Genomic DNA, 14,073 nt, shown 5'->3' on the forward strand with positions numbered 1-14,073 from the left:
CCATTCATTTCCCATAATGGCGTTATTTTTTCTGATTATTAAGTTAAATTAAAGCGAGTAGGATTTCAATTTTTTAAAAACCAAAAAAGGACTCGCATATAAGCTGCGAGCCCTTTTCTTTAAAATAAACCGACAGCCTTGCCGTCAGAAGTAACATCCATATTCAAAGCAGCCGGTTGTTTTGGCAGACCTGGCATCGTCATAATGTCACCCGTTAGACAGACCAAGAATCCCGCTCCAAGCTTCGGAATGATTTCCCGGATCGTGATGGTGAATCCTTCTGGCCGCCCCAGCAGTTTAGGCTGATCCGATAACGAGTACTGGGTTTTCGCCATACAGATCGGCAAGGAATCCCAGCCGTATTTCTTCAATTCAACCAGTTGCTTTTGTGCCAAATCCGATAATTGAATATCCGCTCCACCGTAAACTTTCTGGACAATCGTCCGAAGTTTTTCTTCGATCGAATCGTCTTCCTGATACAAGTGATGGAAATCTGTCGGACGCTCCAGTTCCTCTTTAACCAGCCTCGCCAAGGCAATGCCTCCAGCTCCGCCTTTTTCCCAGACTTCTGTCATGGCAACTGCCACACCTTCTGCTTCTGCCCAATCGAGCACTGCAGCCAATTCCGCTTCGCTGTCCCCAGAAAAGCGGTTCAATGCTACAACCGGCTCGATACCGAATTGCCGGATCGTATCCACATGCTTTGCTAAATTGACCATGCCTCGTTTGACTGCTTCCGCATCTTCTTCAGCCAATAGAGTTTTCGCAACGCCTCCATGCATTTTAAGCGCACGCACAGTCGCCACAATGACCACCGCATCCGGATGGAAACCGCCTTTTCTTGATTTGATGTGCATGAACTTCTCCGCACCCAAATCTGCACCGAACCCCGCTTCTGTGACGACAATATCAGCCACTCTTCTTGCCGTATTCGTGGCAATCAGTGAGTTGCAGCCATGGGCGATGTTCGCAAACGGACCGCCGTGGATAATAGCAGGTGTACCTTCAATTGTCTGCACCAAGTTCGGCTTAAAAGCCTCTTTCAGCAAGAGCGTTAAAGCCCCTTCCGCTCCAAGGTCTCTTACCGTTATAGGATCTCTGTCGTACGTATAGCCGATGACCATTTGTGCCAACCGTTCTTTCAAGTCCGCCAATGAACCCGCCAAACAAAGCACCGCCATAATTTCCGAAGCTACCGTAATATCAAAACCGTCTTGCCTTGGCACTCCTTGTCCAGGCCCACCAAGGCCGATGGTCACTTGCCGCAAAGCTCGGTCATTGATGTCCAGCGCACGCTTCCAGGTGATGCGGCGCGGGTCGATTTTCAAGACATTTCCTTGGTGCAAGTGATTGTCGATCAAGGCTGCCAATGCATTATTCGCTGATGTAATGGCATGGATATCTCCTGTGAAATGCAGATTGATGTCTTCCATTGGCAGTACTTGCGCAAACCCGCCGCCAGTAGCTCCGCCTTTAACACCCATTACCGGTCCCAAAGAGGGTTCACGCAACGCAACAGCCACTGATTCATTCAATTGCTTGAAGGCATCCGCTAACCCTACAGTTACAGTAGACTTCCCTTCTCCTGCAGGTGTTGGGCTAATTGCTGTCACCAGCACCACTTGTCCCATTTTTTGGACTGGCGGCAATTGATCCACGTTTATTTTCGCTTTATAGTTTCCGTATAATTCCAAGGCTTTTTTAGAGATCCCCGCCTGTTCTGCAATTTCCAAAATTGGCTGGATCGTCGCTTCGCTCGCAATTGATAAATCAGTAAACGCCATGTATAGAATCCCAACTTTCAATTTTTTATTCAGTATAACCTGTTTTCCGCAAAAACAAAAAATAACCGTCTCTCCATCTGGCAGAGAGGCGGTTATTTACATCAATCAGTTTTCGATTTTTCCTGATCATCAGCAATTTCCGTAAAGGACTAACCCTTATCAGAACCGCAGGTCACCGACGATCAACAGTTCAGGAAAATCTTCTCCTGCAGTTGCCAATAAATCGTGTTCTTCCAAGTGCTCGTAAAGTTCCTCTTCATCGGCTTTCCGGACCGGTTCTAAACTTTCCGTAAGATCGTGAAACTTCAAAATATACTTCTTTTCGCTGTTTTTAGTCAGCACATAGACGTCCAAAGGATCATACTTTTTTACATTCTGTAATTGTTGATGTTCCAGAATCGACGCCGCATCCAACTTGTTGAAATGGGTATATAAAAAGGCTTCAGAACGCCTTTCTTCCGCTGAAATAAAACTCATTTTCGCTTGGTGGCGGTTGATGAAGCGTTCGGATAGCGATTGATGAAAAGTGATGGTTTCCCATTCGACGTCATTGCTGTACTTCTCGATAAAACGTTCGGATAAAACTTGATGGCGCGTCACCAGTGTCCAATTCACTTTGCGGGCATGGCGATGGATCAGCGGCATCGGTAAATACTGATGGCGGCACAACTCTGTCCAATCTAATTTGTCTTGGTGCTTTTCAATAAACGCAGGCGACAACCCTTTGGAGTTGGCCAACTGCTGCTTCATCGAGACAAACTTCCAATATTCTGTTGAATCGAATGGCTGCCCTTCTTTTTCGAATGTCTTTTGCTGCTTTTTGCTCAGCTCTTCTTTTGCAATGGGACGCCATTTCTTTTCATCTGCAAATTTCTCGATAAAGGCTTCGGAAAGCTTTTGAACTTTGATGATCTCATCCCAAAACAGACGGTTTCTATACTTACGGATGAACGTTTCAGACAATTCCTGATGGGTTGAAATCAGCTTCCAATTCACTTGGTCCACGTTTTCTTTAATAAATCGTTCGGATAATCGCTCTTCTTGGCATATTTGATTCCATGGAATTGAACGCTTGTCTTTCAAATCTTTCGCTTCCATTAATTCAATTAAGGAGTTGAACATATAGACCACTCTCTCTTTGTTTTTTGATAATGTCTATAGTAACACGCCTTCCCATGAAAAACCCGCTCCCCGGTCGAAACCAGGATGCGGGAAATCAAGTCAGCTGCTATTGTTCTTTCTCTTCTGTACGCTCTTCCGTGTCGTCTTCCAGATTGGGGATCCGTCCGCTGTCTGTCATTTCCATCTCTTTCTCCTGTTCTCTTTGTTCCTTTTCCAACTGTTTTTCCTTCAGTTCTTCCAAATTTTTATCTCTTGCCATCGTAATCCCTCCCTTTCTTTTGCTAGTCCCTTTATTCCCGTATCGCAATGATTAAAACTGTTCTTCATCCACTATTTTATCCGCTTGCTTTTCCTGTACTAAAACCTTATTTTGAAGAAAGTAAGAAGTAACAGCACAGATACACAACCATCCTACCCAGGAAAACTCTTCAACTATCAGAAAGGATGAGAAGCGCATGCGTACAACTGGTTCCCGCATTTATTGGTCTATTTTCGAACATGGCCAATGGCAACTGCACATCGCCAAAACTGAAAACGGTTTGTGTTACATCGGCTCACCCGGTGACAGTTTCAGCGAGTTATCGGTTTATATCCATAAGCATTTTCCATCGGCAAGCCTGGAACAAAACGACAGTTTGCTGTCGGACTCTAAACAAGAATTAACAGCTTACCTGGATGGGTCCCAACAGGAATTTTCTTTGTCTGCCGATGCAGCAGGAACAACTTTTCAGCAACAAGTCTGGGAAGCACTCCACAAGATTCCCTACGGCCAAACCGTTACGTACTCCGAAATTGCCGAACAGATCGGCAAGCCTTCAGCTGTGCGGGCAGTGGCCTCCGCCATCGGTGCAAACCCTTTGCTCATCACGGTGCCATGCCACCGGGTCATCAGCAAAAATGGCACCATCGGCGGTTACAGAGGCGGACTTGATTTCAAGCGGTTTTTGCTGGAGCTGGAAACTAATAATGGCAATAAAAAAAAGCACCTCCCCAACTCCAATGATTGAAGTTAGGAAACGCTCTTAGTTGGACGCATCAGGAGATTGAATGCCATGCAGGATAAAATCCGTGTACATCGCAGAAAGTTCTTTTACGGTCAAACTGCCTTCGACATTGAACCATTGGTAGCTCCAATTCGTGATGCCCAAAATGGCAAATGTAATGATTTTAGGCTGCAGCTCTTTTCTGAATTCATTCGCTTCAATGCCTTCTTTCAGCAACACTTCGATATTGTTGCGGAAATCAGCCCGTTTTTCCCGGATGATGGCTGCATTTTCTTCTTTCAAATGGCGAATTTCACGGAAATACACACGGCCTACTGCCCCTTGTTTTTCAATATCGACAATAATGAGTTCAACAATGGCCATCAACTTATCCTTATGGCTTTTCTCAGTATCCAGAATGGCCCTCTGCCTTCTTAACAGATCATCAATATAATGCGAATGGATATCCATCAAAAGTGCTTCCTTGCTTTTGAAATGATAGTAGAAAGAACCTTTTGTTACCCCGATTGTATCAACGATATCTTGTATGGAAGTGGCACTGAATCCTTTCTCCACAAAAAGATTGATGCTTTGTTTGATTAGTTCACTTTTCACGCAGCCCACTGCCTTTCTTAGTCTTAAAAGCTCTGTCGTATTATAGCATTTTTTACCCCCATCCAATCAGAAAACTTCCAAGCATCTCACGGAGCACAGGCTGAACCTTTTCAGTCTGGTGTTTCCGGTAATCAAAACAGACGATCGCCGCCGGCCAAGACATTGCCCATGATGACATCGTCTATCACAGCTGTGTCGATCCCTGCCCGGTCTACTGCCGCTTTAATTACTTCCGCTCCAAAAACGTGAGCAGGAAGGGATGACAAAGCACCGCCTTGCCTTCCGATTGCTGTTCGTGCCGCCGATACGATCACTGCATCTCTTTTCACGAATGTCCGCCTCCCTTTTCTCAAATAAACAGGTGCTTAGAATGCAAAAACGAGTTCACCTTTCAGTACATCTTTGTCGCTTTGATTGGCTGCTTGAACTTCAAATGTCACTTGCTTGTCCTGCTTTTCAACAACAGTCGCTTTCAACGTAATGACATCCCCCAGGAAGACCATACCTTTAAAACGAATGGCGCAATGTTGGATAAACCCTTCTTCCAGATGAGGCGTAAAAATTTTCGCCAGATTCCCCATGGTCCACATGCCATGCGCGATGATGCCTGGTAATCCTGCCGCTTCAGCTTCTGCGTCGATGGTATGGATGGGGTTAAAATCACCGGATGCTCCCGCGTATTTGATTAAATCCAAACGCGATACTGGATCCAATTGAATAAGTGGCAAACGGTCACCTTGCTGTAAATCCACTATCCGGTTCATACCGCCATCCCCTTTCTGGCCGCTTCGTTGATGATGACGATGCGTTCTTCCGTAAACAATAGTTCACCGTCTGGGCTTTGCCCTTTTTTTACGACGACCAAAAATCCCATCTCGCCGAAATTGCCGCTTTTCTCGTAATAATCTTTTACTTCCATCCAGCAATAGACATCTTCTCCAACAAGCAACGGCCTTTCATAATGGTATATTTGCTCTCCATGGATCAATCCTTTGGAAGGAAGATCTAATCCCTCGATTTTCCCGGCATCAAAGGTCACCGGAAATGTAGGAGGTGCAATGTTTTGTTTGTAGCGCGAAGCGGCACCTGCCTGCTCATCGATAAAAATGGGAGCAGGGTCGCCGATCGCTTCTGCAAACTTCCGGACCGCCCCTCTTTCAATCGTGTTTTTCACTTTGTCTGAACATTTCCCAATGCTTTCTTTCAGCATAGCTGCGCCTCCCCATTTAGTTTTTCGGTCCACCCGCTACGTATAAAACTTGTCCGCTGACAAATGAAGAACGTTCATCTGCAAAAAAGGCGACAGCGTTTGCAATATCTTCAGGCTTGCCGCTGCGGCCGACCGGAATAGCGGATACACTCGCTTTGACTAATTCTTCAAAAGGTACGCCGATGCGTTCAGCCGTCGCTTTTGTCATATCCGTCTCAATAAAACCAGGAGCTACTGCATTGGCTGTAATGCCGTATTTACCAAGTTCGATTGCCAATGTTTTTGTAAAGCCCTGAAGTCCCGCTTTAGCTGTGGCGTAATTGGCTTGCCCGCGATTGCCTAACGCCGATGTCGACGAAATATTGATGATCCGGCCATATTTGTTTTGGGTCATGTATTGCTGCGCAGCCCGTGTCGCATAAAATGCGCCTTTCAAATGGACATCTGTAACCGTCAGCCAATCCTCGTCCGTCATTTTAAACAGCATATTATCTCGGATGACGCCTGCGTTATTAACGAGTACATCAATCGAACCAAATCGCTCAAACACTTCTTTCATTGCCTGCTCTATCTGCTCTTTATCCGTCACGCTGGCATTTCTCGTATAAATGGAATAACCTTTGCCAGCCATTTCTTCTTGAGCTGTCTGGAGCGCTTCCTCGTTCACATCGATGATCGCTACATTGGCGCCTTCACTGGCAAATCGTTCGGCAATCTGGCGGCCGATCCCTCGGCTCCCCCCTGTAACAAAAGCTGTTTTTCCTTCAAATGAATTTCCCATTGATATGCCTCCCTTTTCTTCCATTCGTTTAAACCGATTGGCCCACTTTCACGTGGCCCTTCAATAAGTTTCTTGAAATGATCATGCGTTGGATTTCATCTGTTCCATCGTAAATTCTCCATAGCCGCGCCTCACGATACCAACGTTCAATCGGCAATTCACGCGTATAGCCCATGCCACCATGGATTTGAAGAACCCGATCCACGACCCGATTGCCCATGTTTGCGCCATACAATTTTGCCATCGACGCCAAATGACGATTATCTTCGCCTTGGTCCAACGTGAAGGCAGCATTTAACACCAGCCATTTTGCCGCTTCAATTTCCACTGCTGAATCAGCAATCGGCCATTGGATCGCCTGGCGTTCCGCAATCGGTTTGCCGAAGGTTTTACGGTCTTTCGAATAATCGATCGCCATCTGCAACAACCGTTCACTCATCCCAACTGCCCGCGCTCCAACTACCCAACGCGCAAAACCAATCCATTCAAGCCCCAAATTGTAGCCGCCGTTGATTTCACCCAAGACGTTTTCTTCTGGTACACGGACGTTGTCGAAGACCAATCCGGCAGGTCCCCATTCGCCCATCGTATCGATGTATTCGGATTTCCAGCCCATGTCCCGGTCGACGATAAAGCAAGTAACACCGGAACGCCCTGTTTGCTGGTGCAGCTCTTTATCCGTAATAGCGATCACCATGACGAAATCAGCTTCATTTCCGCCTGTGATAAAGGTTTTCTCCCCGTTTAAGACCCATTCATTTCCGTCTTTGACAGCCGTCATTTTCAAGTTTTGCGTATCAGATCCCGCTTCCGGTTCCGTCATGGCAAAGCAGGATTTCTTTTCTCCATTGATGGTCGGGATCAAGTACTTTTTCTTTTGTTCTTCATTGCCGTAATACAGGATATTGTCAGCCGAACCTCCAAATGTGAACGGCACAAAGGTTTTGGAAACTTCCATCAAAACGATGGCCAGCATCATTTGTCCAAGATTCGACCCACCGTATTCCTCTGGAGTATTGATGCCCCAAAAGCCGAAGTCCTTGGCTTTTTTCTGAAGTTCTTTCATTTTTTCCGGTTCCAGGCTCGGACGCCCTTCCCTTTCATTTTTCAGGACTTCGTTTTCCAGTGGAATCAATTCTTTTTCCACAAATCGGCGTATTGTTTTTTGAATCATTTCCTGTTCTTCTGATAAACGTAAATGCATGTTGATCTCCCCGTTTCCTGATTTTTTATAAATCGGCGTACTGTTTTTGCAATGCACGTTTCAGTATTTTCCCGACAGCCGTTTTAGGCAGTTCTTCCACAACGATAATCGCTTCCGGCACTTTATAAGCCGATAACTGGGTGCGGCAATAGGCGATCAGCTCTTCTTCTGTCACTTCTTCGTTCAAGACGACAACCGCTCGAACGGTTTCTCCACGATACGCATCCGGAACTCCGAAAACAGCTGCTTCCCGTATGGCGGGATGGCGATAAAGGACGTTTTCCACTTCGATTGGATAGACGTTAAATCCACTCGCCAAAATCATTTCTTTTTTCCGGCCCACGATGTAAAAGAACCCGTCTTCATCCATTTTCGCGAGATCTCCCGTGTACAGCCAATCTTCCCGAATCGTCACAGCGGTTTCTTCCGGCCTGTTCCAATAGCCTTTCATCACTTGCGGGCCCCGCACAACCAATTCACCTACTTGGCCGACCGGCAAGGTCTCTTGCCCGGTCGCGATATCGACAATCCGTGAATCGGTATTCGGCAACGGAATGCCGATGCTGCCATTTTTTTGTAAGCTTCGAACAGGATTCCTGTGGGTTACAGGCGATGCCTCGGATAAACCGTAGCCTTCCGCCACAGTGGTGCCGCTGATTGCATTGAAACGGTCAAGTACTTCCAGCGGCAAAGGAGCTGATCCGCTGCTGCAGGATTCCAAACAACTCAAATCGAATTTTCTCGATCGATGATAATCCAGCAATGCGATGTACATGGTAGGCACTCCTGGAAATGCAGTCGGCTTTTCTTTTTCAATCAGCTCCACTACTTGGCCAACATCAAATTTCGGCACCAGAATCATGTTGCCTCCGTTATAGAAAGTGACGCTCATGCCGCTGGTCATGCCGTAAACATGAAACAAAGGCGAAATAGTCAGCACTTTCTCTCTCCCTTTTTTGGTTGTTACTTCAGAAGTAGCAGCACTTTGCAGGGTATTGGCGACGATGTTGCGATGCGTCAGCATGGCACCTTTCGGGAGCCCGGTTGTGCCGCCTGTATACTGAATGACCGCTACATCTTCTTTGGGATCCATCGTCAGGCGAGTCATACCGCCAATTGGCGCAGATTCTGCGGCATCACCGTCGAGGCCCACAGCCAGTATATGCTGGACCGAAGTCTGATCTTTTATGCTGTCGAACAAAGGCATTAACCGATCCAGTATAATTAAGGCTTTTGTCTCCGAATCATTGAGAATGTGAAGAAGTTCTGCTGGTTGGAACATTGGATTCAACTGGACGATGGTAGCTCCACAAGATAGTGCGGCATAAAAACTGATGGGATATTGCGGACAATTCGGCAGCATGATGGCCACACGGTCATTTTTCCGAATACCTATTCCAGCCAGTTTTTTCGTAAAATAAATAATCGCCTCCTCCAGTTCCCGATAGCTGTAAGTCTTATCGAAAAAAGTGACCGCTGTATGGTCCGCGTATTCCTCTGCCGACTGCCTGAACAATTCCACCAATGAAATATCCGGTATCTCAATGCTTTTCGGATTGCCTTCTGCTACATGCTTTAACCAAGGTCTATCCATGCTTTTCCTCCTTTTGAACTTGATGCTCTTTCAACTTTCAGCCGGAATTTTTATAATGAACTTCCGCCGTCCACTGCAATCACTTGGCCAGTGATGTAATCACTGGCGGCGCCTGCCAGGAAAAGTGCGGCGCCTTGAAGCGATCTGGTGTCCCCCAATTTTTTCATTGGATTTTTATGAACAATTGTTTCTGCATGCTGTGCAATGACGTGCTTTGTCATTTTTGTTTCAAAAAAACCGGGGGCAATAGCGTTGACATACAATCCGTGGCCTGCCCATTTGCGCGCCAAATCTTTGGTGAAATGATGGACAGCCGCTTTGCTCGTACTGTATCCGATGGCATTCAGCACTTCCGTCGGTTCCGCTTTTAAACCGGCGACCGAACCGATATTGATGATTTTTCCGTATCCACTGCGAATCATGTGTCCGCCCACTTCCTTGGACATAAGGAAAGTCCCAGTAACATTGACATTCATTACTTTTTCCCATGCATCCAATGGCATTTTTTCTGTTTCTTCCCCCCATGTCGCCCCGCTGTTATTGACCAGGATGTCGATGCTGCCGAAATCAGACAACACCGACTGCACTACAGCTTTCACTTGTTCTTCGCTGCCGACATTGCATTCATAAGCGTGTGCTTTAACGCCATAGCGGCTTTCCAGCTGATCAACGGTTTCTTGGCAATTAGCTATTTTGCGGGAGCAAACGGCTATATTCGCTCCATACTCCGCAAAAATTTCTGCTATGTTCCGCCCAAGACCACTTCCCCCTCCTGTAATCAACGCCGTTCTCCCTGTCAAATCAAATAATGAATCCGCCATTTTTATTCCTCCTTCACCATACTATACGGACGGTATGTAAATACTGAACGGACGGTATGTTAACTGTTTTAAAAAAACCTTTTGGAAAAAAGGCAGTTGAAAAATGTAAGCGCTATTATTTTCTTAAAATTCAGTATACAACAACAATTTGTTTTTGTTAACAACAATTTTTCTTTTCCATAAAAAATCCATTACGGCCAATAGATTGGCCGTAATGGAAACTGTTCGTTACTTTTTCTTTTTGACTATCGCCACCGTGCACCGCGAAACGCAAATAAGCTTTTCCTCTTCATCTACAATCTTGATGTCCCAGACCATGGTTGTTCTGCCTTTATGTAAAGGTGTACCGATGGCGGTCACAATGCCTTCTTGCTTGCCGCGCAGGTGGTTGGCATTGATTTCCAGACCGACTGCAATTTCATGTTCCTGGTCGATTAAATGCCAGGTCCCGACACTGGCAACCGATTCCGCCAATACAACCGAGGCTCCACCGTGCAACTGACCAAACGGTTGATGAGTAGCTGCATGCACAGGCATAGTCGCTGTTACTCTGTCTGGAGTAATATCCCCGAATTCAATCCCCAATACGCCTGCAATCGTTTCTTCCACTGGTTTCATCTGCATAAACAACACTCCCTTTTTTCATTTAAAAGCCCCTCAGTAATTGGCTGAGAGGCCATTTTCTTATACATTACTTTTCGCGTACAGTTCCCGCAATAAAAACTTTTGTATTTTGCCGCTGGCATTGCGGGGCAATTCATCGACAAAGCGGTAGGTTCTCGGCCGCTTAAAGCGCGCAAGCTTATCGTTGTTGAGGCAGAATTCTTCCAAATGCTGTTCCGTCAACGAAGAATCTTTTACGACCACAAACGCCATGACCGCTTCGCCCCATTTTTCATCCGGAATTCCCAGCACCGCTACATCCTGAATCAGCTCATGCTCATGCAGCACATCTTCCACTTCACGCGGGTAAATGTTTTCTCCCCCGCTGATGATCATGTCATCCACACGATCCGCTACGAACAAATAGCCATCTTCATCCAGATATCCTAAATCACTGGTGTGATACCAGCCTTTATACAATACACGGGATGTCGCCTGCGGCCGATGGAAATAACCCGCCATCATGCTTGGCCCCCGAACGATGATTTCCCCCACTTCGAATGCACCCAATCTTTCATCCGGTTCCGCAGGGCCCTTCTCGTTTGGCCGTACAATTCGAATTTCATGGTTAAAGGCAGGTTTGCCTGCTGATCCTGCTTTGGTCAGCTGCTCATCCTCAGCAAGGAACGTGATGGCCGGTCCCATTTCCGTTTGGCCATACGCCTGGATCAAATCGATTCCAAGCACTTCCTTGACGCGTTTAACCAGGACTGGTGCCATTGGAGCCGCGCCGTACAATCCCCGCTCCAATGTTTTAACTTTCAAATCCGCTTCTTCGATGTCGGACATCATACTCCACATGGTCGGGACTGCAAACATGACTGTAATTTTCTCTTTTTCAATTGTGTCCACTGCGGCTTGAGGATTGAATTGATGCATGATGATGCTGGATGCACCGGCCTGAACCCGTGGAATGATGCAACAATGCAATTCTGCACAATGGAACATCGGCGCAATAACAAGACCTACGTCATTTTTGGTGTATTTCAGCATCGCAATGCATGTCATGCTTTGTTCAGCCATATCACGATGGCGATGGATTACACCTTTCGGCCTCCCCGTCGTTCCACTGGTGTACATGATGGCGTACGTATCCATTTCATCCACTTCTACAGTCGGATCTGCCGTTGACGCAGCGTTGATCCGTTCACGGTAGTTGACTGCATAATCCGGCACATCCTCATCTATATACCAGAATTGGATACTTGGAAACTGGGCCGCCACCCCTGCAACTGTTTCTTTTAACGCTCTCTCAAACAAAACAACTTCAGGAGTAGCATCGTTTAAAATGTACGCCAGCTCTTCGGCCTTTAAGCGGAAATTAATCGGATTGAAGATCGCCCCAATTTTTGCACAAGCAAACAATGCGGTAGGCAATTCACTGTTGTTGAACAAAAAGCTTGAAACCCGATCGCCTTTGCTGATTCCTGCTGTCGTCAGCGCATTCGCTAACCGATGGACTTCTTCATCCCATTGCGAATAGGTCCATCTTTGCCCTCTTCTTATATCAACCAGTGCTTCTTTATCCGGGTATTGGCTTACCGTCTGATCAAAGATTTTGCCAAGCGTCGCATACATTTCTTTTTCCTCCTCCTTTTATGAAAGCGTTGTCTTAACGATTTAATTTTATGATGTCAGAAAAAAAGTAATATTGCAACAATTCAAAGACTCATCTTTTGTATGAGATTAGTCCCTATTTTTATAAAAGGCCTACATCTTAGAGATATTTCGTTTATGAGCGATTGAAATCTTCAAAGGCGAACAGTCACTTTCCCTTTCACTTCAGAAAGTAAAAGATAATTTTTTAACATTAGCCATTAACTTTCCATAAAAAATGCCGATAGTTAGTAATAGAAGTCGTTGGTCAATCACCTGTTGGCAAAATCAATTAAAAAATATTTTCAAACCGGAATTCTGCTACCTTTATCTTTGTAACACAAATGTAATATTAAAACTTATTGCCTATGGAGAACTAATTATATAGAATTAAGTAACTCAGAGATAATAGATTGAATTATCTATAAATAGATAGAGAAAAAGGGGTTAGGGAATGAGAAAGATTATTTTTACATTATTTGCAGCAACTGCACTAACATTTGCAATCGGGACTTCCGATACAGAAGCCAGTACTTACACAGTGAAGCCAGGAGATACGCTATGGAAGATCGCTTCAAGCAATAACATTTCAGTGAACCAATTGTTGACTTGGAATAAGCTATCATCCAATTCAATTTATCCGAAGCAGTCACTCAAAGTCGCAGCAGTTTCAGCTCCGGCAGCCACTCCAACAAAGACCAGCGCTCCTAAAACATCAGCCAGTTCTGCCAGTACATATACAGTAAAAGCAGGAGACACTTTATCACACATAGCACGCATCCACAGCACCAGCGTCAGCTCCATTCAGCAATTGAACAAACTGTCAGGCAGCAACATCCGACCTGGACAGAAACTGACAGTCAGCGGAAAAGCACAAGCAACTGCACCCGCAACAGTCGTCAAAGCACCAGCCGCTGCTCCTGCTGTCTCTAAAACCAGCACCTACCGCGTAGTGAGCGGCGATACATTAACGAACATCGCGAAACGTTACGGCATGTCAGTTTCTCAATTGATGAGCTCAAATGGTTTGAAAACAAGCACGATCCGTGTTGGCCAAACATTGAAAGTCGACGGCACCTCCGTAAGCAAGCAGCCTGTGACCGTATCTAATCCTGTAGCAGCACCTTCGACTTCCGGAAAAGTTTCATCAGTCGTCTCAATCGCCAACTCTTTCCTAGGCACTCCTTATAAATGGGGCGGTGCCGCTCCAGGCGGATTTGATTGCAGCGGCTTCATCTATTATGTATACAACCAAGCTGGCATTACAGTGCCACGCACCAACACAACCGGACTTGATGCCATCTCTTCCACTGTAAGTTCACCGCAAGTCGGCGACCTTGTATTCTTTAAAAATACGTATCGTGCGGGGATTTCCCATGTCGGCATCTATATCGGCAACAACAGCTTCCTTCATGCTGGAGGCGCTAAAGTGCAAATCACCAGCATGAATGACAGCTACTGGGGCAAACATTTCGACAGCTACCAGCGTTTGAATGTCATGAAGTAACAAGAAAAGCGCAAGCGCAAATTAAGATGGAAAAGAGCAGCATCGGTCAAACCGGTGCTGCTCTTCTTTCATTCTTTTTTGGATTCAAGTCAATAGTTTGACATAAAGAGTATTCCATTAATTATAATCATTATTACTTAGGATTGATTTTCATTTGAAAAATGGTATCATTAAGTTTGTAGTGCTTAACACA

General features: G+C 45.8%; 14 protein-coding genes and 1 pseudogene. 2 read left to right on the plus strand and 13 right to left on the minus strand.

Annotation, left to right across the window (positions count from 1 at the left end; all coding sequences use genetic code 11):
- Nucleotides 1-119: 119 nt before the first annotated feature.
- The 3 genes from QMA04_RS12975 to QMA04_RS12985 form a co-directional block, all read right to left on the minus strand.
- On the minus strand, nucleotides 120-1,784 hold the full coding sequence (locus tag QMA04_RS12975; protein WP_290186244.1) for a formate--tetrahydrofolate ligase: 1,665 nt from the start codon (nucleotides 1,782-1,784) through the stop codon (nucleotides 120-122).
- Nucleotides 1,785-1,943: 159 nt separating this feature from the next.
- Nucleotides 1,944-2,906: a hypothetical protein gene (locus tag QMA04_RS12980; RefSeq protein ID WP_290186246.1), complete on the minus strand. Its 963-nt coding sequence runs from the start codon at nucleotides 2,904-2,906 to the stop codon at nucleotides 1,944-1,946.
- Between the two features lie 106 nt (nucleotides 2,907-3,012).
- Nucleotides 3,013-3,165 carry a hypothetical protein gene (locus QMA04_RS12985; RefSeq protein ID WP_290186248.1) on the minus strand — a complete coding sequence of 51 codons (153 nt, stop codon included), beginning with the start codon at nucleotides 3,163-3,165 and terminating at the stop codon, nucleotides 3,013-3,015.
- Nucleotides 3,166-3,361: 196 nt separating this feature from the next.
- Here QMA04_RS12985 and QMA04_RS12990 point away from each other — a divergent pair, with 196 nt between their 5' ends.
- Nucleotides 3,362-3,913, plus strand: coding sequence for a methylated-DNA--[protein]-cysteine S-methyltransferase (locus tag QMA04_RS12990; RefSeq protein ID WP_290186250.1), 552 nt, complete (start codon nucleotides 3,362-3,364; stop codon nucleotides 3,911-3,913).
- A 15-nt stretch (nucleotides 3,914-3,928) separates the two neighbouring features.
- Here the strand turns inward: QMA04_RS12990 and QMA04_RS12995 are convergent, their stop codons facing one another.
- The 10 genes and pseudogenes from QMA04_RS12995 to QMA04_RS13040 all read right to left on the minus strand — a co-directional run bounded on the left by QMA04_RS12995 (nucleotide 3,929) and on the right by QMA04_RS13040 (nucleotide 12,355).
- Nucleotides 3,929-4,504, minus strand: a complete 576-nt coding sequence (locus QMA04_RS12995) for a TetR/AcrR family transcriptional regulator (protein WP_203340598.1) — start codon at nucleotides 4,502-4,504, stop codon at nucleotides 3,929-3,931.
- Between the two features lie 137 nt (nucleotides 4,505-4,641).
- Nucleotides 4,642-4,833: pseudogene (locus tag QMA04_RS13000) on the minus strand (thiolase family protein); the annotation flags it as partial.
- A 36-nt stretch (nucleotides 4,834-4,869) separates the two neighbouring features.
- Entirely contained in the window at nucleotides 4,870-5,268 is a 399-nt protein-coding gene (locus tag QMA04_RS13005) for a MaoC/PaaZ C-terminal domain-containing protein (RefSeq protein ID WP_290186252.1), read from the minus strand.
- Nucleotides 5,265-5,714, minus strand: coding sequence for a MaoC family dehydratase N-terminal domain-containing protein (locus QMA04_RS13010; protein ID WP_290186254.1), 450 nt, complete (start codon nucleotides 5,712-5,714; stop codon nucleotides 5,265-5,267). Before QMA04_RS13010 ends, QMA04_RS13005 begins: the two co-directional genes overlap by 4 nt.
- A 16-nt stretch (nucleotides 5,715-5,730) precedes the next feature.
- Entirely contained in the window at nucleotides 5,731-6,495 is a 765-nt protein-coding gene (gene fabG, locus QMA04_RS13015; RefSeq protein WP_290186256.1) for a 3-oxoacyl-ACP reductase FabG, read from the minus strand.
- Nucleotides 6,496-6,523: 28 nt separating this feature from the next.
- Nucleotides 6,524-7,699, minus strand: a complete 1,176-nt coding sequence (locus QMA04_RS13020) for an acyl-CoA dehydrogenase family protein (RefSeq protein WP_191715341.1) — start codon at nucleotides 7,697-7,699, stop codon at nucleotides 6,524-6,526.
- A 25-nt stretch (nucleotides 7,700-7,724) separates the two neighbouring features.
- A complete protein-coding gene (locus QMA04_RS13025) occupies nucleotides 7,725-9,293 on the minus strand; it encodes a long-chain-fatty-acid--CoA ligase (protein ID WP_290186258.1) in 1,569 nt (522 codons plus the stop codon).
- Between the two features lie 50 nt (nucleotides 9,294-9,343).
- Nucleotides 9,344-10,114, minus strand: a complete 771-nt coding sequence (locus QMA04_RS13030) for an SDR family NAD(P)-dependent oxidoreductase (protein ID WP_290186260.1) — start codon at nucleotides 10,112-10,114, stop codon at nucleotides 9,344-9,346.
- A 228-nt stretch (nucleotides 10,115-10,342) separates the two neighbouring features.
- The gene (locus tag QMA04_RS13035; RefSeq protein WP_203340610.1) at nucleotides 10,343-10,738 is read right to left on the minus strand and encodes a hotdog fold thioesterase; all 396 of its coding nucleotides are present in this window, start codon (nucleotides 10,736-10,738) and stop codon (nucleotides 10,343-10,345) included.
- 60 nt (nucleotides 10,739-10,798) lie between these two features.
- The gene (locus QMA04_RS13040; protein WP_290186263.1) at nucleotides 10,799-12,355 is read right to left on the minus strand and encodes a fatty acid--CoA ligase; all 1,557 of its coding nucleotides are present in this window, start codon (nucleotides 12,353-12,355) and stop codon (nucleotides 10,799-10,801) included.
- A gap of 472 nt (nucleotides 12,356-12,827) precedes the next feature.
- Here QMA04_RS13040 and QMA04_RS13045 point away from each other — a divergent pair, with 472 nt between their 5' ends.
- Entirely contained in the window at nucleotides 12,828-13,880 is a 1,053-nt protein-coding gene (locus QMA04_RS13045) for a C40 family peptidase (protein WP_290186265.1), read from the plus strand.
- Nucleotides 13,881-14,073: the final 193 nt, after the last annotated feature.

The organism is Planococcus sp. APC 3900 (assembly GCF_030407735.1).
GTDB lineage: Bacteria > Bacillota > Bacilli > Bacillales_A > Planococcaceae > Planococcus > Planococcus notacanthi.

Bases quoted from the DNA above. Each gene is read 5' to 3' on its own strand.
- QMA04_RS12980 (WP_290186246.1), bottom strand. From the start codon at position 2,906: ATGTTCAACTCCTTAATTGAATTAATGGAAGCGAAAGATTTGAAAGAC.
- QMA04_RS13025 (WP_290186258.1), bottom strand. From the start codon at position 9,293: ATGGATAGACCTTGGTTAAAGCATGTAGCAGAAGGCAATCCGAAAAGC.
- QMA04_RS13045 (WP_290186265.1), top strand. From the start codon at position 12,828: ATGAGAAAGATTATTTTTACATTATTTGCAGCAACTGCACTAACATTT.
- QMA04_RS13035 (WP_203340610.1), bottom strand. From the start codon at position 10,738: ATGCAGATGAAACCAGTGGAAGAAACGATTGCAGGCGTATTGGGGATT.
- QMA04_RS13020 (WP_191715341.1), bottom strand. From the start codon at position 7,699: ATGCATTTACGTTTATCAGAAGAACAGGAAATGATTCAAAAAACAATA.
- QMA04_RS13040 (WP_290186263.1), bottom strand. From the start codon at position 12,355: ATGTATGCGACGCTTGGCAAAATCTTTGATCAGACGGTAAGCCAATAC.
- QMA04_RS12990 (WP_290186250.1), top strand. From the start codon at position 3,362: ATGCGTACAACTGGTTCCCGCATTTATTGGTCTATTTTCGAACATGGC.
- fabG (WP_290186256.1), bottom strand. From the start codon at position 6,495: ATGGGAAATTCATTTGAAGGAAAAACAGCTTTTGTTACAGGGGGGAGC.
- QMA04_RS13005 (WP_290186252.1), bottom strand. From the start codon at position 5,268: ATGAACCGGATAGTGGATTTACAGCAAGGTGACCGTTTGCCACTTATT.
- QMA04_RS12985 (WP_290186248.1), bottom strand. From the start codon at position 3,165: ATGGCAAGAGATAAAAATTTGGAAGAACTGAAGGAAAAACAGTTGGAA.
- QMA04_RS13010 (WP_290186254.1), bottom strand. From the start codon at position 5,714: ATGCTGAAAGAAAGCATTGGGAAATGTTCAGACAAAGTGAAAAACACG.
- QMA04_RS13030 (WP_290186260.1), bottom strand. From the start codon at position 10,114: ATGGCGGATTCATTATTTGATTTGACAGGGAGAACGGCGTTGATTACA.
- QMA04_RS12975 (WP_290186244.1), bottom strand. From the start codon at position 1,784: ATGGCGTTTACTGATTTATCAATTGCGAGCGAAGCGACGATCCAGCCA.